22 protein-coding genes and 1 pseudogene are annotated in these 18,451 nt (G+C 33.1%); 2 read left to right on the top strand and 21 right to left on the bottom strand.

Going from position 1 to position 18,451, the window contains the following annotated elements; all coding sequences use genetic code 11:
- The first annotated feature begins 84 nt into the window (after positions 1-84).
- The gene (locus C8C76_RS02860; RefSeq protein ID WP_108138460.1) at positions 85-1,044 is read left to right on the top strand and encodes an L-lactate dehydrogenase; all 960 of its coding nucleotides are present in this window, start codon (positions 85-87) and stop codon (positions 1,042-1,044) included.
- 385 nt (positions 1,045-1,429) lie between these two features.
- Here the strand turns inward: C8C76_RS02860 and C8C76_RS02865 are convergent, their stop codons facing one another.
- The 21 genes and pseudogenes from C8C76_RS02865 to C8C76_RS02965 all read right to left on the bottom strand — a co-directional run bounded on the left by C8C76_RS02865 (position 1,430) and on the right by C8C76_RS02965 (position 17,294).
- Positions 1,430-1,933, bottom strand: coding sequence for a flavin reductase family protein (locus C8C76_RS02865; RefSeq protein ID WP_108138462.1), 504 nt, complete (start codon positions 1,931-1,933; stop codon positions 1,430-1,432).
- Positions 1,934-2,017: 84 nt separating this feature from the next.
- Positions 2,018-3,247 (bottom strand): tryptophan synthase subunit beta, encoded by a 1,230-nt coding sequence (gene trpB, locus C8C76_RS02870; protein WP_108138464.1) that lies wholly within the window; start codon positions 3,245-3,247, stop codon positions 2,018-2,020.
- 89 nt (positions 3,248-3,336) lie between these two features.
- Positions 3,337-4,191 carry an alpha/beta hydrolase gene (locus C8C76_RS02875; protein ID WP_108138466.1) on the bottom strand — a complete coding sequence of 285 codons (855 nt, stop codon included), beginning with the start codon at positions 4,189-4,191 and terminating at the stop codon, positions 3,337-3,339.
- Between the two features lie 509 nt (positions 4,192-4,700).
- On the bottom strand, positions 4,701-4,868 hold the full coding sequence (locus C8C76_RS15045) for a hypothetical protein (protein ID WP_181248132.1): 168 nt from the start codon (positions 4,866-4,868) through the stop codon (positions 4,701-4,703).
- Positions 4,869-5,039: 171 nt separating this feature from the next.
- Entirely contained in the window at positions 5,040-5,369 is a 330-nt protein-coding gene (locus C8C76_RS02885) for a tRNA-binding protein (protein WP_108138471.1), read from the bottom strand.
- 70 nt (positions 5,370-5,439) lie between these two features.
- Complete coding sequence (locus C8C76_RS02890; RefSeq protein ID WP_108138472.1) at positions 5,440-5,955, bottom strand: hypothetical protein; 516 nt, start codon at positions 5,953-5,955, stop codon at positions 5,440-5,442.
- Between the two features lie 156 nt (positions 5,956-6,111).
- On the bottom strand, positions 6,112-6,702 hold the full coding sequence (locus C8C76_RS02895) for a DNA-3-methyladenine glycosylase (RefSeq protein ID WP_108138474.1): 591 nt from the start codon (positions 6,700-6,702) through the stop codon (positions 6,112-6,114).
- Positions 6,703-6,750: 48 nt separating this feature from the next.
- A complete protein-coding gene (locus tag C8C76_RS02900) occupies positions 6,751-7,530 on the bottom strand; it encodes an AAC(3) family N-acetyltransferase (RefSeq protein ID WP_108138476.1) in 780 nt (259 codons plus the stop codon).
- A gap of 53 nt (positions 7,531-7,583) precedes the next feature.
- Entirely contained in the window at positions 7,584-7,952 is a 369-nt protein-coding gene (locus C8C76_RS02905; RefSeq protein WP_108138478.1) for a DUF7670 domain-containing protein, read from the bottom strand.
- Positions 7,953-7,976: 24 nt separating this feature from the next.
- Entirely contained in the window at positions 7,977-9,188 is a 1,212-nt protein-coding gene (locus tag C8C76_RS02910; RefSeq protein WP_108138480.1) for a M28 family peptidase, read from the bottom strand.
- Positions 9,189-9,264: 76 nt separating this feature from the next.
- Positions 9,265-10,194: a hypothetical protein gene (locus C8C76_RS02915; RefSeq protein WP_108138482.1), complete on the bottom strand. Its 930-nt coding sequence runs from the start codon at positions 10,192-10,194 to the stop codon at positions 9,265-9,267.
- A 595-nt stretch (positions 10,195-10,789) separates the two neighbouring features.
- Positions 10,790-11,278: a hydrolase gene (locus C8C76_RS02920; protein ID WP_108138484.1), complete on the bottom strand. Its 489-nt coding sequence runs from the start codon at positions 11,276-11,278 to the stop codon at positions 10,790-10,792.
- A gap of 189 nt (positions 11,279-11,467) precedes the next feature.
- Complete coding sequence (locus C8C76_RS02925; protein WP_181248133.1) at positions 11,468-12,322, bottom strand: hypothetical protein; 855 nt, start codon at positions 12,320-12,322, stop codon at positions 11,468-11,470.
- 24 nt (positions 12,323-12,346) lie between these two features.
- Positions 12,347-13,195 (bottom strand): DUF2785 domain-containing protein, encoded by an 849-nt coding sequence (locus C8C76_RS02930; RefSeq protein WP_108138487.1) that lies wholly within the window; start codon positions 13,193-13,195, stop codon positions 12,347-12,349.
- 20 nt (positions 13,196-13,215) lie between these two features.
- Positions 13,216-13,770 carry a GNAT family N-acetyltransferase gene (locus C8C76_RS02935; RefSeq protein WP_108138489.1) on the bottom strand — a complete coding sequence of 185 codons (555 nt, stop codon included), beginning with the start codon at positions 13,768-13,770 and terminating at the stop codon, positions 13,216-13,218.
- Positions 13,771-13,833: 63 nt separating this feature from the next.
- Positions 13,834-14,148 carry a hypothetical protein gene (locus tag C8C76_RS02940; protein ID WP_108138491.1) on the bottom strand — a complete coding sequence of 105 codons (315 nt, stop codon included), beginning with the start codon at positions 14,146-14,148 and terminating at the stop codon, positions 13,834-13,836.
- A 28-nt stretch (positions 14,149-14,176) separates the two neighbouring features.
- On the bottom strand, positions 14,177-14,947 hold the full coding sequence (locus C8C76_RS02945) for a hypothetical protein (protein ID WP_108138493.1): 771 nt from the start codon (positions 14,945-14,947) through the stop codon (positions 14,177-14,179).
- 25 nt (positions 14,948-14,972) lie between these two features.
- Positions 14,973-15,419, bottom strand: coding sequence for a GNAT family N-acetyltransferase (locus C8C76_RS02950; protein WP_108138495.1), 447 nt, complete (start codon positions 15,417-15,419; stop codon positions 14,973-14,975).
- 10 nt (positions 15,420-15,429) lie between these two features.
- On the bottom strand, positions 15,430-15,900 hold the full coding sequence (locus C8C76_RS02955; RefSeq protein WP_108138497.1) for a GNAT family N-acetyltransferase: 471 nt from the start codon (positions 15,898-15,900) through the stop codon (positions 15,430-15,432).
- Positions 15,901-15,967: 67 nt separating this feature from the next.
- Positions 15,968-16,735, bottom strand: a pseudogene (locus C8C76_RS02960) (S66 family peptidase); the annotation flags it as partial.
- A 121-nt stretch (positions 16,736-16,856) separates the two neighbouring features.
- Entirely contained in the window at positions 16,857-17,294 is a 438-nt protein-coding gene (locus C8C76_RS02965) for a hypothetical protein (RefSeq protein ID WP_146161848.1), read from the bottom strand.
- Positions 17,295-17,379: 85 nt separating this feature from the next.
- Here C8C76_RS02965 and C8C76_RS02970 point away from each other — a divergent pair, with 85 nt between their 5' ends.
- Positions 17,380-18,450, top strand: a complete 1,071-nt coding sequence (locus C8C76_RS02970) for an IS30 family transposase (RefSeq protein ID WP_108138501.1) — start codon at positions 17,380-17,382, stop codon at positions 18,448-18,450.
- Position 18,451: the final 1 nt, after the last annotated feature.

Below are 18,451 nucleotides of genomic sequence, written 5' to 3' on the forward strand. Positions count from 1 at the left end.
TACTTAATAAAGAGAAAGAATATCAAATGAATTTCAAGTAATTATTATAAATAATAACAAAATATTTCACTGAGGTGATATAAGATGAATAAGAATTTAAACCCTAATAAGATCGCCGTCATTGGAGCTGGTGGAGTTGGAGCAACAACAGCTTACGCTCTGATGGTTCAGGGAGTAGGTTCAGAAATTGTTTTAATCGATGTAAATAAGGATAAGGCTGAAGGAGAAGCTATGGATTTAAGACATGGAGCTTCTTTTGTCAATCCGGTTGATATTTATGCCGGTGATTATGAGGACCTGGCAGATGCAAAGTTAATTATTATCACTGCTGGAGCTGCCCAGAAGCCCGGGGAAACAAGGCTTGATCTAATAAAAAAGAATACAGGAATATTTAAAAATATAGTTTCTTCAATCACTGAATACAATCAGGATGGTATACTCTTAGTTGTGACTAACCCGGTAGATATACTGACTCATTTAACCTATAAACTTTCTGGTTTTCCGGCAAATAGAGTTATCGGCTCTGGAACAGTACTGGACAGTTCCCGCTTCAGATCCTTATTAAGTAAAAACTGTGGAGTTGCAGCCAGTAATGTTCACGGTTATATTATTGGAGAACACGGTGATAGTGAGGTTCCGGTCTGGAGTCTAACCAATATTGCGGGAACAAAGATAGAAAACTACTGTCCAATTTGTAATAAAGACTGTACAGATAGAGACCACAGTCTTGAAGAAATAAGCTCTCAGGTTAAAAATGCTGCTTATGAGATAATTGAGAAAAAAGGCGCTACATTTTATGCAGTAGCTTTAGCAGTTTCAAGAATCGCAAGAGCTATCTTGAGAGATGAAAATGCAGTTTTAACAGTTTCATCATTGATGGAAGGATATTATGGAGTTGAAGACATAAGTTTAAGTCTGCCAACTTTAATTAATTCTAATGGAATTGAAAGAGTTTTAGAACTACCGCTGGCTGAAAAAGAGGAAAAAGCATTTAAAGAATCTGCTAAGCATTTAAAAGAGAACTTTGAAAAATTAGAAGTTTAATGTCGGTACCGGGTACCTGGAAAAATTTCTCAAGTACCCGGTACTTTTAATTTTTTGATATCCCAAAATATTAAGTAAACTTAAGATATGAGATACAAAAGAAAGAATTTATGATAATTTATTTCAGGCAATATTTAATAGAAAAATTTACACTCATAATAAAACTTCGTAAAATAATAATTTTACGAAGTTTTTACTTAAAAAAAGAGATTTCCGCTAAAATGAGCTAAAATCAGCAATTTTGATCTATGATGGCCACTTTTCTTAAAGCCTCATAAATTAAAAAGCTGATCAAATCCCCATCCCAGCGAAAACTTTTTGCTTCTAGAGCCTCTGCTTTTTTGAAGACTCTGCTTAGTTTTAAAAATATGTTTTATCTATTCTATTATTCTTCTTTATAAACAGCAACAACTTCTCCATAATAAAATGTGTGCATATCTTTATCTGGATAATTCTTTTCCAAAATATCCTGATCTAAATTTTCTTTCAGCATATCCTGCTGATATTTAATCTTACAGATAAAATGCAAATCATTTCCTTTGATAATTGGAACTTCAGATTCTTCGACTTCCCCCAGCTCTAAATCTAATTTTTCAATTTTATTATAATCTCGTCCGGATTTAGTTCCGCAAAACTGCAGCTCTTTTTTTAACTGGCCGTTTAATGGTACACTGACTGTAAAATAATTGCTGCCTTCTATAAGCTGATGAGTGTGGCGTGATTTTCTGACTGGAGCCATTAAAATATTTTGATTCCAGATAAATCCTGCAGTTCCCCAGCCCATTGTCATTGTATTTACTTCGCCGTCACTTTTTGTTGTTAAAAATACTCCTTTGGGCAGAATCTCATTATATTCATTTAATACCTGATTAAAATCTACTTTCTTCATTTTTATTCACCTCTGCTTAAATATTATAGAAAAAAAGCTGAATATAACTTTGCAGAAATATTCAGCCTCAATTTATAAATTTAATTATTTATCCGATAAATAGTTTAATTTTCCATTTTCATGTAATTCTTTGATTTGAGCTACATCTTTATCTCCACGTCCAGAAAGGTTAACAATTACAATTTGATCTTTATCCAGCTCCGCAGCTACCTTCATTCCACCAGCTACAGCATGAGCACTTTCAAGAGCGGGAATAATTCCTTCTTTTTCAGATAATAAATGGAAGGCATCTAAAGCTTCCTGGTCAGAAGCAGTTGTATATTTAGCTCGACCGGAGTCCTTGAGGAAACTGTGTTCAGGACCAACTCCCGGATAATCTAAGCCGGCTGCAATTGAATGAGTATGTGAGATAACTTTTTCATCCTGATCATCATAAAGTACATAACTTTTGAAACCATGCAGCTCACCAGGTTTACCATAAGTTAAAGGAGCAGCGTTTTCTCCCGGTTTATCTCCCTTACCACCAGGTTCAATCCCCAGGATATTTACATCTTCATCATCTACAAAAGGAGCAAATAAACCAATAGCATTACTGCCACCACCAACACAGGCTACCAGATAATCAGGAAGTTTACCTTCTTTTTCTAGAATCTGCTCTCTGGCTTCCTGACCAATAATCGACTGAAATTCTTTAACCATTGTCGGATAAGGATTAGGACCTACTGCAGAACCAAGCATATAGAAGGTATTATCTGCATGCTGAACAAAGTCTTTTAAAGCTTCATCAACAGCGTCTTTTAGGGTTCCATCACCAGCAGTAACTGGTTTTACTTCGGCACCTAAAAGTTCCATTCTAAAAACATTTAGAGCCTGACGTTTGGTATCAACTTCACCCATATAAATGATGCAGTCCATATCAAATAAGGCACAGGCAGTTGCTGTTGCTACACCGTGCTGTCCGGCTCCAGTTTCTGCAATAATTCTTTTCTTACCCATTTTGCGGGCAAGTAGAGCCTGACCAATACAGTTATTAATCTTATGAGCACCAGTGTGATTTAAATCTTCTCTTTTTAAATAAATTTTCGCTCCTCCAACCTCTTCAGTCAGAGATTTAGCAAGATATAAAGGGCTTGGCTTGCCCACATAATCTTTAAATAAATAAGCCAGTTCTTCTCTAAATTCGGGATCATCTTTTATTTCATAAAAAGCTTCTTTTAAATCCTCTAAGACATCTGCTAATTCTGGGGGAACGATACTGCCACCAAAATCACCAAAAAACCCGTCTCTATTCTCTTCTCTACTCTTCTTTTTCATTCTCTCATCCTCCATCTCAAATTTTTTGAATTTAATAAAAGTTTAGCAGAAATATTGACTTCTGTCAACTTAGACTGAGCTGTTTCGGGTTAATTTGACTTATCCACTTTTAGCAGCCATTCTTTAACTTCTTTATTTCCTGGCTCATTTTTAAAAAATAATCCAGTTAAATCAGAATGATGTTTATTCTCGAAAATTTTCAACTTAGTTTCTGCCTGAGTTTTTGCATTGATTTCTTTTAAAAATACAATAGAATGAGCTTTAGGAACCAGGGGATCTTTTGCCCCGTGCAGGCAGAAAATAGGGATCTTAAAATCTGAATGCAGATAATTAATGGGATTTGCTTTTTGTCTTTTTTTAGGTGTGGGTACAAATCCGTATAAATACTTTTCAGCTCTTTTAGTTCGGCAGGGTCGGGATAGATCAAGTGGTCCACTGATAGACAAAAAAGCTGTAAAAAGATCCTTATTTAGTTTATATTTCTGCTGCAGATCTTGATTTAAAAGCAGCAGCCCTCCCAGATGGGCACCTGCAGACTGTCCAGCAATAATAATATTTTTCTCAACTGCTGAACCTCTTAAAATGGATGAGGTCTTTTTTAGAGCTTCAAAGACATCAATCTCCTGATCAGGGAATTGAAAATCAGGTGCCAGCCTATAAGTTGGCATAACTGTTGTAAAACCAAGTTTAGTAAAATAATCTGCCATAAACTTAAAAAATTCAGGATTCCCTTTATTCCAGCCACCGCCATGAATAAAAAAGATAATATTATTTCGTTCAGCTTTAGATTGAGGGTTATACCACAATAGGTATTGATGTTTATTATTTCCATACTTTATTTTTTCCGCCTGCAGACTGTCTGCAATTTTCCAGTTTTTAATTTTGGCTCGTATAATTATTAATAAAAATGTTGTTAAATAGTCTCCCAGCTGCCATTTAAGCATGGAAATCACATCCAAGTATTATTTATTTTTTATTTTATCACATTATACCACTCATTAAAATCATTATTATTGAATTTCATTTTCTTGATTATCATTAATTTTTTTTCAATTAGAGGTTCAAAACTTTTTATAAATCTTTTGGTTAAATATAGATGTTGTAAGTCTTCATATTTGAAATTTATATTTGGAACATCAGCTAAAATAAGAATAAAATTACCATTTTTTCTATTACTTTTATTGTAAAGGTGAAATCGAGCTAATTTCTTGTAGTATGCTTTATCATAACTTGGATGAATTCTATTATGAAAAAGTACACCAAAAAATATTTTCTGTCTATTATGACATAGGTAACCATCAAAAATTGCGCCCCTTAACAAAGCAGGAGCAAAAAGTTCTTTATTATCTTTGAAACTAAAATCAATAATTAATTTTTTGGTGGGGATATTATTTTCTTTTAAGTATCGTTTAATAATTATTTCTTTTACTTCAGTGAAATTTTCCCTTAGAAATTAAAATCTTTCCATTGAATCTCCAGCAAAAGGGGCGGTGATTTTTTCTTCGTTTTCTAAAGAATCATCATTTTTTTGGAAATTACTTAATTCATCATCTAGATAATCGTCATTTCTTTGGAAATCACTTAACATAATAACATTGTCTTTCTTTTCGTTTTTGTTCATTAAATAAACAGCTCCTTTTTATGTATTGTGAAATTTTTAATTTGGTAAGATAAAAAAATTACTATAATATATATTTAAATAAAAATTTTAATTATCCTGCTTTAAATTCTTTTTTTTTAGCTGTATAATATTATATCTTTCATTCATAAAATAAGCTGCTGCAGAAAAGATTTAACCCAGACGGGAGCCCAGTTTTACTTCTTGCTCTGGCTCAATTAAAACTACTCCCTGGTCTCCATAAACACCTAGAACCAGAACTTCAGACATGAAATCTGCAATCTGTTTTGGTGGGAAATTAATAACTGCCAGCACCTGTTTTTCAATTAAATCCTCTGGTTGGTATAAATCAGTAATTTGAGCACTGGATTTCTTTTCTCCAATTTCTTCTCCAAAATCAAGCCAGAGCTTATAAGCCGGGTCATTTGCCTCTTCAAAATTTTCAGCTTTAATAATTTTTCCTACTCTAATATCCAACTTTAAAAAATCTTTAAAATCTGCCATTTTTATAGTTCCTCCATTTTAAAAGGGCTGTTTAAGACAGCCCCGAATTTATATTCTGCTATTTTATTAATTAAATTGTATGTTTTCCTCTATCCCAGTCAACATTGGTCTTAACAACTTTAAATTCTTCATTATCCTTTTTATAAGTTAAAAAATACTTATCATTGAGTGTTATTCCTAGTTCACCTTTATATCTGTGGCCATCCAAATTATTATCTACTTTGGCCTGCTGAATCGAATCACAGCCTTTGATAACTCCAATTGGATAACCATCTTCCTTAATTAGAACATCAATGCCCAGGGGGCACTTGTCCTCCGCCTGATAATCCACCATATAATCTTCTTCAACATAATTAGCCGGTAGTTTGATCCAGGTGTTTTCTTTTTCTTCATCGTGGAGATATACGACATATTTATTATCAATCTCCAGCAGTTCATCTAAAACAAGCCACTGTCCTGCACTACTAAATTTTTCCTTCTGCTTTTGAGAAATAATAAAAGCGGGAAGTTCTTTAATTTCTTTGAGGTCCTTTTTATTTAAGACTTCGGCATTTTCATCAAGCTCCAGCAGATCAATTATTTTCATTAAAACCAACCCCTTTCAAAGTGATTAATCATAACTTTAAAACTAAAAAAATTTCTAATTTGAAAACTACATCTCAAAATTTTTAGGGCCTATTACAAAGATTAGACAAAAAGTTAAATTATCCTGCAGAAATATGTGAAAATAATAATCAGCTTATTATTTTGAAACATATTTATTATTTTTGATTAAAAATCGCCACTTTTTATCCTTATATTCTTCAGCATAATCAATATTTACTCGGGGAGAGCTTTCAATTTCAAAGTCTTCAGTTCCACCATCTGTGAGATAAAGGGAATTATTTTCGACTAAATTACAGCCATCAAAACTCTTGTCAATTTTTAAGGCCTGAGATAATTTTCCCGGTCCATTTGTTAAATCTTTGCTTCTACTGCTTTTAATCTGACGGTTTTCTTTGATGTATTTAAGTCCTTTAAGCGGCTCAACTCCTCTAATTAAAACAGCATGTGGGTTATTTTCTGCTGCTGTTACTACATTTAAACAGTAATACATGCCGTAGATTAAATAAATATAGGCATGACCACCTTCTTTAAACATTGGTGCTGTACGTTTAGTCTTTTTGTTATTGTGAGCATGGGAGGCCTTATCTTCTGCTCCACAATAGGCTTCAGTCTCCACAATTTTAACTTTAATTATTTTCCCATCATATTTTCTAACTATAATTTTCCCTAAGAGATCTCTTGCAGCCTGAACTGCATCTTTTTGATAAAATTCCTGTTTTAAGCGCAAATTACCACACCTCATAGTTATAATTAATTGATGATAACTTTTATTTCTTTAGTCTTTATACCACTGTTCAGGAACCGGCTGATCGTCAAGAAAAAGGTCCTGATTTTTTTGAAGAAATGTGGAAGTTAAATCTGCCATTTCTTTAGCCTGACAGAGATAAGAAACTGCATCTCCAATTTTTGCGCTGCGGCAGATATTTTTTTCAAGTAATGGTTCTCTCAGCTTATCATAATTTTTAGAGACATCTTCTACTGGTGCCTGATGTGGATGAACCGGAGCTTCAATTGTTTGATTATCTAAAACTATTTTATATTCAACAGGTTTTTCTCCAAGCCGATTGGGAATCTGATTCCATTCCTCAACTCCGTGAATAAAAGTATTACTTTTTAAAGTACAGCCTAAGAATAAGATCTGAGCATTTCTGTCAAAGAGCTTACCATAGGCGCCTTCTCTGGGACAGGGAGTATTTCTTTTTTCTTCCCCTTTAATAAAATCTTTAGCATCCTTACCATAAGCTGCTAGAGAATGAGTTGGATGTAGAGATCTTAAAACCCCTTCTCTTTTTCTAAAGATGTTTGTTAAAATCCCCACACAGGATTTTTCAGTTTTGGGATTAAAAAGATTATCCTTATTATTTTCTTTACTCCAGCTGTGAGTTGGAAAAACTAGTAAACCATCTTTCATATACTCCATAAAGGCATCAATTACTGTATCTGCTCTTCCTTCAACTTCCCCAACGGCCTTCATTGAAGAATGAACCAGCAGAGTTCCTTCTGGATCTATGCCAATTTCTTTAAAGTCCTTAATTAAATCTTTTTTAGTATACATAAATATCCCCCATCTATAAAATTTAATAGTAATTCAAAACAAATAATCCAGTTTTAATTATTGTTATTAAAAGCTGTAATCAAATATAAAATACCGATAAAAAGTGGAATCATCATTTCAAATATAAATTCATTTTCAATTATTAATGTAGCCAGAAGACCAGTGGATATTGACATTATAAGAAGAATGCCGGCAAGTTTTTCATATTTCCAGCCCAGAGCAAGACTAATAAAAACTAAAGGGAAAATAAGCAGCCAGAGATTATCTAAAAACGAGTAATCAGGATTTAAAAAAGGAACAGGATTACCGTAACCAAAATAAAAGGGAAGAGAAAATAACAATAAACCCAGAGCAAGTAATCTAGCCGTCCACTTTATAATTTTCTTTTTTAATAAATCTTGTTTTAATATTTTAAGGATCATTGAGCCTCGACCTTTCGTCTTTAACTAAATTTTTCTAACAAATTGATTTAGAGCTTGAGCTATCTCTATTATTTTAGCTGGATCAACTATTTCTAAATTATCTTTTTCGGTGTGGGTTATCTGCTGAGTCTCAATATTGTCAATAAACCATTTGGAAGAAATAGCTACTGCCGGCACACCATACTGCAGAAAGATACTGTGATCACCCTGGGCCCATTTGCTGCCTCTAACAATACCGGGATAGCTCGTTATTATCTCCTCAATTTTCTTTTCCAGTGAAGCTTCTAGATCAAAGCTCGAAAAAGAGGTGTTTCCTATCTTATAAGCTGCCCCATCTATGTTGATATTTAATATAATATTATCAAAATTATTCTGATTGGCTCTGATATATGCCATCTGGCCGGGTACTGAATAATAGTCCTCACCATTAAAAGCAGCCAGTTCAATCAGTTTATTGCTATCATAATCCTGCAGAAGTTCAGCCAGGATTAATAGTATAGTAACACCTGTAGCGTTATCAATGGCCCCGGGGCTCCCTTTTTTAGCATCTATATGGGCTGTGATAACTATTCGCTGAGATTTATTTTTCCCTTTGATTCCGATCACATTATAGCCCGGGCCAGCAATTCTTTTCGAATTAGATTTAAGTGAGACTTCTCTTCCTTTCTGCTTAAGCAGTCTGCTGCCATTTTCAGCTGTCATATAAACTGAGGGAATATCAAAATCTCCATCTTCAATTAAAGGAAAGGGATAAACTCCTCCAGCAAGAGCTGCATTCCTGTCAGTGGCTGTAATTATTGCTTTTACTCCGCTCTTTTCTAATAAGGAAATAATTTGCTGATGCTCTTCTGGATTGTAAAAAACAAAATTTTTGGGCATCAGCTGTTCTTTAGCAATATCACCGTACAAGAGCAGTATTTTATTATTAAAATTACCATTTGCAAGCACTTCTATGTTTGAAACAGCCGCCAGTTTAGCTTTTACATTACAGCCTAAGGAATAAGGGCTGACAAAAACTTCATATTTTTCAGAAGCGCTTTTTAAAACAGCACCTTCATTTTCCCAGTCAAAGGCATCAAACTTTTGTAAATCTGTCTGCCAGTTCAGGTCCCTAAGTGTATTATCAAAGAATTTTGTTGCCCTGCGGTTGCCGGGACTGCCGACAGAGCGGTCTTTAACTTCCTTACAAAAATAATTAAGATAGTTTTTTGTTTTTTGATATAATAGCTTATCCATTATTCTCACTCTCTTTACTATCTTTTTCTTTAATAGATATTAACCACTCACATCTATCATCACCAGCATAAAATGATTATTTTTCTATTCTGCCGTAATTATCCAGGGTAATTAATATTTTCAGGGTCCAGTTACCCTGCCATTCCTGATAGGCTTTACTAAGATCTGTTTGATAAAAACTTTTTCCCCAGGGTGGTTTTACGAGTGTATCCTTACTTTTTTCGATCAATTCAACATAAAAGTCAAGGTTCGCTTCTATTTTAGCTTCACTAACTCCAAATCGCTCACTTTCTGGAGCTGGAACAAAATCAAGAGGAAGTGGTACGTACTCCTGCCATTTTTTTTGATCATATACAATAAGCTGTTTGATCCCTTCTGCAATACTTCCCTTTAAGAGAGCTTTTGTTTTAGAATCCACTGCTTTATATAATTCAAGATAACAGTAGATTTCGTTTTCAGATTCATATTCTTTTTTATGCTGAATATTTTTTAATGCTTTTTCAATTAAAGCATCTAAATTAATTTGATTAGTGTAATTACTGTATCTTAATAGATAGGCAAGCAGTTCTGCTGAAGGATTACCCCAGTGTTTATCGATAACTGTCATCCTCTCGTCTTCATCATAATGCCACCAGGGAGTGTGGGGATAATCATTGACTTCTCTGCTGACTGCATACCAGCCATTTCTATTTTGATTGAAGCTATTCTCAAGGTAAGAAATAGCCTTTTTGATCAGTTCCCGGGCAGAACTATGATTATCGAGGTTTTGTAAATAGCTTAAAGCAATTGAAGTCGCCATTGGGTTTGATAAGGGGAGCCTAAAATCTGGCTCCAGGGCCTGCCCAAAGCCTCCATCTTCATTTTGATACTTTTTTATTTCCTTTATCAGTTTTTCTGGCCCTGCATTGTTAAAATGATAGTTAAAACGTTCTCTATCTATTGGTCTTGCTTTTTCTTTTAGATTCTCAGTAATAATTTTAAAGCTTTTATTTCTTAGTTTTAGCATCTAACCACTCCATTTGTTTTGCTTAAATAAAAGCCTCATATGACTGAGGCTTTTATTCCGTTTTAAGCTATTTTTATTGAGAATAAAATATTAATTTCAGTTTCTTTACACAATTACCGAATTTAGCCGAGAAAGCATCGCTCATGTTAATGGGCGGGAATGAATCGGCTGGTTTATAGTTAAAAAATCTTTATATTTGTTGAACGTTTGTTTCCTTAGTGATATAATATAGTTAGTAATACAAGTGAATATAAGGAGTTGTACTAACTAACCCTTTAGTGCGTAAAATGTTCAAGGTACTCACTAAAAACTGTAACTGGATTATAGTCTAACTTGCCGTGCAAGTATCTAATCTGTGATTAGAATAGAATATAATCTGTATTGCAGGGAGTATGCAGCAAACTATCTGCTTGTATGATTAAAGTACAGGTGCCTGAGTTGGTATATCCATATCTCAGGAGGGTTGATGGCACAGCCTGAAGTCTGCGTTATACTTGCCTACCAGAAATGGACTGGCATTTAATCAGCAGACAACCTCGCAAGTTTCTTTAAGGAATCCTCGTTGGTGAATTTTAACGAACGAGCGGGGAGGATGTCAATAAACTACTCTGGCAATAATGGCCACATAATTTTCTCCATATTTTTCTGCACATTTAGGACAGGTTGTATACCACATATACCAGTCTTCTATAGAGTAGCCCTTATTAACTGCATATTTTTCGAAATCATTACACCATTTTTCAGTTTCCTTATAATCTCCTTCATAAACCCTGCAGAGAAACTTTCCGGAGAGAGAAACATTTTTCATGCCCGGTATTTTTCTATCAACTGCCAGATAGACGTCCATATTCCATCTGGAAGTATGATTAGAAAGACACAGATTATCTTCAATTTCTGCTCCAGCTTCAGTAATTTTTTGATCCAGTTTTTTCATCACCGCTCCAAAGCGGATTGGCATATGGAATGCGGTATGAACTCTATCTTTAACAAAATTCTTATCGTTCCATTCGAATAGTTTTCCATCCCATTTTTCATGATCAAAGCGCGGACAGCAAACTTCTTCTTCAACAGCATTTTTCTTCATTGTCATCCTCTCCTTATTGACCTCTAACAATATAAATTAAATTTCTTCTTAAATACAATCCCTGATCAACTAAAGAAAAGGCTTAAGCTACCTAATTTCTTTCTCTAAATAAATTATATCTCAAATTTCAGAAAAATGCATAATTATTTTTCCCGATTTTAAAACCCAGCTCTCTCAATCTTTTTCTTTTCATTTATTGACCTTCGCAGCTTTTTTTAGAAAAGAATTTATTTTTTGATAATTCTGCTCCCAGTTAGAATGGGGGTCTTTAATTAAAATCTTCCTCATTTTTAATTTTGAAAATATGTTGAGTTCAAGTTCTGCTAAGTTTTGATAAAATTCTATTAACCCCGAATAGCCATCTAAATTATTTTCCTGACCATAACTTTGATTTGTTACATAGTCAATAACAAAATTTAACCACTCTTCTGAGCGCTCTTTTTTTACTCGGTCAAACTGCTCTTCAATATTTTTAGCTTCAAGTAAGATTAATAGCGGATTAAGCTCTGATATTATTTGTTCTAGATCTTTAACATGCTTAATTATATAATCTTTTGAAGTATTATGGTAGGCCATCATAGTTGTTAGCGGGTTCTGGAGAAAACAGCATTCAAAAATATTGACCTGTTCTTGAGTCGCTGCTGCTTTAGCAAAACTGCTCCACTTATCTTTAACTAAGCGGCTGTGTTCTGCAGGAGGCAGATTATATACATCAGATTCAGCAAGCTGATTTAGTATTTGATCACTGATATTAATTTTATTATCATGATAAAGCTTCCCATATTCAATTAGATAATAATCTTCTTTATTAGTTGTGTAATTAGAAAATAGTCTTTTATCAATCCTTAATTGAGATTGAATTTCTCTAAACTCATCTTTGCTCAGACAGGCAGTGCTTTCATAATCAGCAGGGTGATCTAAATTACCTTCTTTGAAAAGTTCATTAGCAATATTCTTTCGATTAAGGTAACTGCTGATATATTCTGCTGTACTTGTCTTGCCTGATCCCGGAATACCCTCTACTAAAATAAGTTTTGTATTCAATTTTACTCCTTTCCCCTGCAGGTCTTAATTTCTAATAAATGAGTTTAACTTTTTTTCACTTCTGATTAAGGTCTCCTTTAGCCTGGGTTTTGATTTTACTTCAGAATGAAGCAGTCTGAAATATAAGCTGCGGCTTAAGTTTTTTAAATTGATTCTGGCAGTTCTTTTTTCTCTGTTAGTGTCTGGTTTTTGAAATTCAGCAAAGCTTTCAAGCCAATTAATCAGCTCTGTTTCTGCCAGTAAATTATCCTTAATCATCCGGAAAACAATATTGGTAATTCTTTCATCCTCTTCTTCTTTGAAGATATGCTTTTCATTACCCAGCATTTTTTTGATTACCTCTAATACTTCTAAATAAATTTCTCTGCTGCCTTCTTCACAGGCAATAAGCTCGTCAAAGGCATCTGCTGCATGAGAAATTCCATCGGCCCAGCCATTTTTTTCGGTATATCCCCTTAAGTCCTTTTCATTTTTATAATATTTAAGCAGATTATCTTTAACCTCTAAAAATAAGTTCTGATTGATGAAAGTATTTTCTCTATGATAGGCTAATATTAGAGCAATTAAAAGCACAGAAAAAGCTCTGGTGAAGATTGTGTCATCATTTTTATTTCCTATTTTATAAAATAAATGGTTTTTATCCTGGGCTATTTTTAAAATTTCTAAAAGCTGATTTTCATTAAAATACTCTTTTTCTAATATCCAGTGATAAAAAGTTCGATAGATAAGAATATCTCTTAATTCCGGGTCAGGATCTCCTATGTATTCAAGCATTAAATTTCCATATTCCATTAACTTTTCTTGGTTTTCTAATCTATATTCGTTCTGCTGGATTTCTCTTAAATCACTCAATAAATTCTCTCTTTTAGTCAATTTCAAAACCCCTTTATTATTTATTCCAGCTCTTCAATTAACAATACCATGTGAATATGATCTTCCCAGGAACCATTTATTTTTAAATATTTTTTTGATATCCCCTCATTAATAAAACCCAGTTTTTCTACCACCTTAAGTGAAGCTTTATTTTTGGGCATAATATTGGCTTCAATCCTGTGTAATTTAAGTTCTTTAAAGGCATAATCAACAGCGGTTTTTATAGCTTCTGTCATATATCCCTGGTTAATTTCATCTTTATCTAATTTATATCCCAGATGACAGGATTGAAAAGAGCCTCTGATAATATTATTGAATGCTATTGAGCCAATTAACTGATTATTACTTTTTTTATAAATCCATAATCTAAATAAAGTACCATTTTTCATTTTTTTCTGCTGATCTTTTAATAATTTTATCTGATAATCTAATGTATAATATTCTTTCTTTTTATTGGGCTCCCACTGACTGAGAAACTCTTTATTTCTTTGATAATAAGCTAGAACTTCGGCTGCATCTTTTTCATCCAAAGTTTTTAAAATTAATCTTTTGCTTTTTAGAATAGTTTTTTTCATCTTAAATACCTTCTTTTAATTAAAATATTTAATCCAGCTGTATTTTCTGGCAATAAGAAATAATTATAATAAACCTTCTGAAACAGGTCTTAAGCCTGCTTTTTTAATTGGAAATCCGACTCCAATAGCTGTGCCAAAACTTAAGAGTACAGAATTATCTGTTTCAGCATAGGCATCTGCGGCTGCAGTACCATCATGGATAAATGTTACTTCTATATTGCTGTCAATCAAACGATTTACTTCAGTTTCGATTTCTTTTTGCAAATCATCTGATAATAACCCTAATTTGCCATAGCCGCCGCCAAAAAACTTACCATCGATCAGGTCATTAGCTATGCTGACAGAAATAGTAGAGCAGGGTTTACTGTAATTGGTCACCACTTCTTTCCAGGTCTCACTTATAGTCTTAATAATATATTTTTTTTAATTTTTCTGCTTCCTTTTTTTCCTCATTTTCATTTCTAAATTCAATTTCCTCTACATGTTTTGATTCTAAACTGGACAATTGATTAATATTATTTAATTTATCATTTTCAAAATTTGCTAAGCCGCGCTTAATTAAGGTCTGACCAAAATCAAAAACAAGCAATTTGCTGCATTCTTTGGGTGCATGTCTGGCAGCACCGATCATGGGAATTAAAGAAGGATTTTTAGCAAATTTTATCCTATATTGAGGAGTTTCTGTTTCCTGAAAGAGTTTATCAATATAATATTTTAACCTCTGACCTAAACTACCGCTGCAGAGCCCGCCGACAAAAACTATATTTTCAACCTGCCTCCAGTAATCCCAGTGCTCATCTTCCCAGTCTGGTCTGGCCTCCCTATTAACTCTATCACCTTTTTTTAAAGTGAGTAAGATAAAGGCTAAATTTCTTCCCAGCCGCCTTGCTATATTTTCTGCTGTCAGTCTGACTTTTAAATTTTCTGATTCCAGAGCTTTATTTAGATAAATCGGCAATTTAACATCTGGAATATTTTCTAAATCCAAATCAAGGTAACGGCTTTCTTTTTTGATAGTTTCAATTAAGTTATCAGCTGACATAAGCCTTAAACCTCTTTTGCCTTTAACTTCAGGATCAACTGGAATATCTGGTATATCAATAATCCGTAATCTGTTTAAGGATGTATTATCTGTTGGTCTGTTATTTTCTAAAAATGGATTATTTAACTGCTGCATTAAAAAACTCCTTTAAATTATTTTTTTAGTCAACTATTCTACTCATAAAAACACTTTTTTCTTCAAGCTGAAAGTCATTTTTTTGATAAAAATGAAAAGCTGGAGTATCTTTATCAGTATTTAATATGATATATTTAAATCCAATTTCTTTCAAATAATCATTTAGTTTCTCAATAAATTTACTTCCCAGGCCTTCATTCTGCCTGTTTCTTTTTATAAAAAATTCTTTTATATAATATTCATCTCCCTGCCACCAGCTAAAAGTATAACCCAGAGAAACACCAAGAATCTCATCCCGTTCATTTGTCAAAACAAGGGATAAAGAGTTCTTATTATCTGTAAGTTGATGCAGATATTTTTCCAGCTGCTTGTCATCTTCCCATTTATCAAACCATGGTTCATAAGAAAAGACATCTAAAAAAATTATCTTCATTGCCGAATAATCTTTTTTCTCTAACTTTTTAAGCTTCATTTAAATTCTCCTATTCTAATTCAAGTCTCATCTGATAAAATTCATATTCTCCGCCATTTGTCTTCTGTAAATATTCATCTATGATTTTAAAGCCTAATTTCTGATAGACTTTAACCGCCCGCTGATTGAACTTTGCCACAGCAAGCATCAAATAATCCCTGTCATAATTATAGTTTTTTATTCCGAATTGAATACCGGCTTCAACAAAATTTGCTCCATATCCTTTTCCAGTTAGTTCTGGTTTTAAGCCAAAGCCAATCCACATTATTTTTTCTTTAAAATTATATGAATAAAAACCAACTAATTGATCAGATTGATTTAAAACCACAAAACTATTATCCCATTCATCTGGATCTAAAAATTCTTCTAAATCATCTTCATCTGCTGTTATATCATAGAAGGAATAAATGCCGCTGTATTTCCACTGGTAGGCTATTTCTTCTGCATAATTTTTGTTCATCTTTTTAAAATTGTATTTCATATCTTTTTTACTCCCGCTCCATTAATTTTAAATGTTTTATTATCACAGTCTATTTCAGCCTCAACTCCCTGATATAGTCTGGAGAAGGTTGATCTTCACTTGTTTCCAGGAATAATATTTTGTCTTCCCAATCATTTATCTCTGGCCATAAAATTGTTCCCCTTAACCAGTCTAAAACTTCAATACAGCCACCAATTAACTTACCTTTTACTTTACCTTTCCCCTGAAGAATTTCATAGCCTCTTTTTTCTTTATTTAGTTTGCGTTTGATTTTGCTATTTTCTTTCTTTTCCCAGGGCAGCCACTCAGAAGTCCAGTGTTTACTGGCTTTAATCTCTCCAACTGGCTTAGAACTGAATAAAGTTTTTTTAATTGTATTTATTGTGTAATCATGCATTTCAACATTTTCTGCAAATTCTGCCAGGATACTTGGCCCATAGAAACTTGTCAGACCAGCTTTGTAACACATAAAATGATTTACTGTTGTATCTGAATAACCCATAAAAATTTTAGGATTGTTTTTTATAACATCAAAATCGATATAAGGTAATAACCGGAGTGTATCATCACCGCCAATATTTGAAAAGATAGCTTTGATTTCTTTATTTTTAAAGGCATTCATCATATCTTCAGCTCTTGCTTCAGGATGTTTATCCAGATATTCACTACCCTTTAAACTATTTGGCATTTCTATGACATTTAAGCCGAACAATTCTTCAACTCTTTTTTTACCTATCTCATACCTATGTCTAAATTTTTCATCTCCTGCTCCACCCCAGGATAAACTCACTACTGCAACTTTATCGCCTCTATCTAATTTTTCTGCTTTTATCAACTATAAACACTCCTTTTTTAAATCATCAGGCCTTTTTAAGACTTAAGAAAACACTTCAAAGTAATTGCTTTCAGAATCCAAAAATTAAAATGAAATGGTATTAAAATATGTTAAGAGTCAACTATTTCAAGTATTTTTCAAAGATGATATTAATAGATTTTTCATGTTTTATTTTAATTTCTTCCGGCAATTCTCTTTCTAATATATTTAATAGTTCTTCTGCTGCTTTAGGAATTGGTTTAAGTAGGAGATTATTTATTTCTGCTCCTAATTCCGGATAGACGAATTCGAATCTCCTTAATGGATCAAGATTGTCCAGGATTATATTTTTATCTAAATCATTATTTTTCTCGATTAATAGTAATAACTTCTTTAGAGCAGAAGTCTTTACAAATTGATGAGCACTAATAATTTCACCACGATTGTATCTTCCAATACCAACAACAAGATTAGTAATAAACTGTTCTATTAAAAGCTCATTATCACTATATGAACTAGTTTGAATATTTGTTTTATCTTTGATTTTTTCTATATTGATAAATTGTATAATTAAATGCACGCGGTGATTTGATAAAAAAATAGACACATACCTGTACCTTTTGTATAATGTTAATAACCACAAAAACATTAGGAGGGTACAGAATATGTGTCAAAACAATTGTAACACAAAAAGAAGCAAAGGTGAACACCTAAGTTATGAAGATCGCGTAAAAATTGAACATCTATACAATCAACAGGATAAAAATTATACTGAAATAGGTAAAGAACTAAACTGTCATAGAACTACAGTAAGTCGTGAAATTACAAAGGGTGAAATAGAGCAAAAAAATAGTGATTGGACTTATAGAAAAGAGTATAGTGCCAAAAGAGGACAGGAAGTTTATGAGCAAAATAATACTGCAAAAGGACGAGATTTAAAAATAGGCAAAAACAAAGATTTAGCTAAATTTATAAAAAAACAGATACTTAAATTACGATCACCTGCAGCAGTTGCAAAAGACATTAAAGAATCAGATGATTATGACCTACAATTACACTGGAAAACAATCTATAATTATATAGATAAAGGTGTTTTAGATATAGATCGAGATGATCTCATACATGGCAATTATAAACCTGAGAAAGATAGGCCTAAAGAAAGTGCAAGTACTACGAGACGCAAGGAAGGTCGGACAATTAGAGATAGACCTGAAGAAGCTGATAACAGGGAAGAATTTGGACACTGGGAGATGGATTTAGTAGAGGGGTTAAAAGAAAAAGGAGAGCCTTTCTTACTGGTTCTAACAGAAAGACAGACCAGACAGGAAATTATAGAAAAAATACCAAACAAAAAAGCAGAATCAGTGGTAAAAGGACTGGATCGAATAGAAAGAAGATTTGGGGTAGTTAATTTCAGGGAGACCTTCAAAACAATAACCACAGACAATGGACCAGAATTTGCAGATTATGAGGGGATTGAAGAATCTTTTACAGGCAGTAGCATCCCCAGAACCAGCCAGTATTATTGTGATGCATATTGCAGCTGGCAGAGAGGCTCAAATGAGGTAGCTAACAGGTTTATCCGAAGATTCTTACCTAAAGGCACAAGTTTCAAAGGGATCAAAAGAACCCTGGTAAAAAAGATTCAAGAATTCATAAATACTTATCCCAGAAAAATGTTTGATTATGGAAATTCAGACGAATTATTCAGAGAAAAATTAACTTTTAGCATCTAAA

The sequence above is a fragment of the Halanaerobium saccharolyticum genome (assembly GCF_003053565.1).
GTDB classification, from domain to species: Bacteria; Bacillota; Halanaerobiia; order Halanaerobiales; family Halanaerobiaceae; genus Halanaerobium; species Halanaerobium saccharolyticum_B.

Excerpts from the sequence above, each read along its gene's own strand:
- C8C76_RS02885 (WP_108138471.1), bottom strand. The coding sequence starts at position 5,369 with ATGGCAGATTTTAAAGATTTTTTAAAGTTGGATATTAGAGTAGGAAAA.
- C8C76_RS02915 (WP_108138482.1), bottom strand. The coding sequence starts at position 10,194 with ATGCTAAAACTAAGAAATAAAAGCTTTAAAATTATTACTGAGAATCTA.
- C8C76_RS02970 (WP_108138501.1), top strand. The coding sequence starts at position 17,380 with ATGTGTCAAAACAATTGTAACACAAAAAGAAGCAAAGGTGAACACCTA.
- C8C76_RS02910 (WP_108138480.1), bottom strand. The coding sequence starts at position 9,188 with ATGGATAAGCTATTATATCAAAAAACAAAAAACTATCTTAATTATTTT.
- C8C76_RS02945 (WP_108138493.1), bottom strand. The coding sequence starts at position 14,947 with ATGCAGCAGTTAAATAATCCATTTTTAGAAAATAACAGACCAACAGAT.
- C8C76_RS02890 (WP_108138472.1), bottom strand. The coding sequence starts at position 5,955 with ATGAAAATAATTGATCTGCTGGAGCTTGATGAAAATGCCGAAGTCTTA.
- C8C76_RS02860 (WP_108138460.1), top strand. The coding sequence starts at position 85 with ATGAATAAGAATTTAAACCCTAATAAGATCGCCGTCATTGGAGCTGGT.
- C8C76_RS02900 (WP_108138476.1), bottom strand. The coding sequence starts at position 7,530 with ATGTATACTAAAAAAGATTTAATTAAGGACTTTAAAGAAATTGGCATA.
- C8C76_RS02905 (WP_108138478.1), bottom strand. The coding sequence starts at position 7,952 with ATGATCCTTAAAATATTAAAACAAGATTTATTAAAAAAGAAAATTATA.
- trpB (WP_108138464.1), bottom strand. The coding sequence starts at position 3,247 with ATGAAAAAGAAGAGTAGAGAAGAGAATAGAGACGGGTTTTTTGGTGAT.
- C8C76_RS02920 (WP_108138484.1), bottom strand. The coding sequence starts at position 11,278 with ATGAAGAAAAATGCTGTTGAAGAAGAAGTTTGCTGTCCGCGCTTTGAT.
- C8C76_RS02950 (WP_108138495.1), bottom strand. The coding sequence starts at position 15,419 with ATGAAGCTTAAAAAGTTAGAGAAAAAAGATTATTCGGCAATGAAGATA.
- C8C76_RS15045 (WP_181248132.1), bottom strand. The coding sequence starts at position 4,868 with ATGAACAAAAACGAAAAGAAAGACAATGTTATTATGTTAAGTGATTTC.
- C8C76_RS02955 (WP_108138497.1), bottom strand. The coding sequence starts at position 15,900 with ATGAAATACAATTTTAAAAAGATGAACAAAAATTATGCAGAAGAAATA.
- C8C76_RS02875 (WP_108138466.1), bottom strand. The coding sequence starts at position 4,191 with ATGCTTAAATGGCAGCTGGGAGACTATTTAACAACATTTTTATTAATA.
- C8C76_RS02935 (WP_108138489.1), bottom strand. The coding sequence starts at position 13,770 with ATGAAAAAAACTATTCTAAAAAGCAAAAGATTAATTTTAAAAACTTTG.
- C8C76_RS02865 (WP_108138462.1), bottom strand. The coding sequence starts at position 1,933 with ATGAAGAAAGTAGATTTTAATCAGGTATTAAATGAATATAATGAGATT.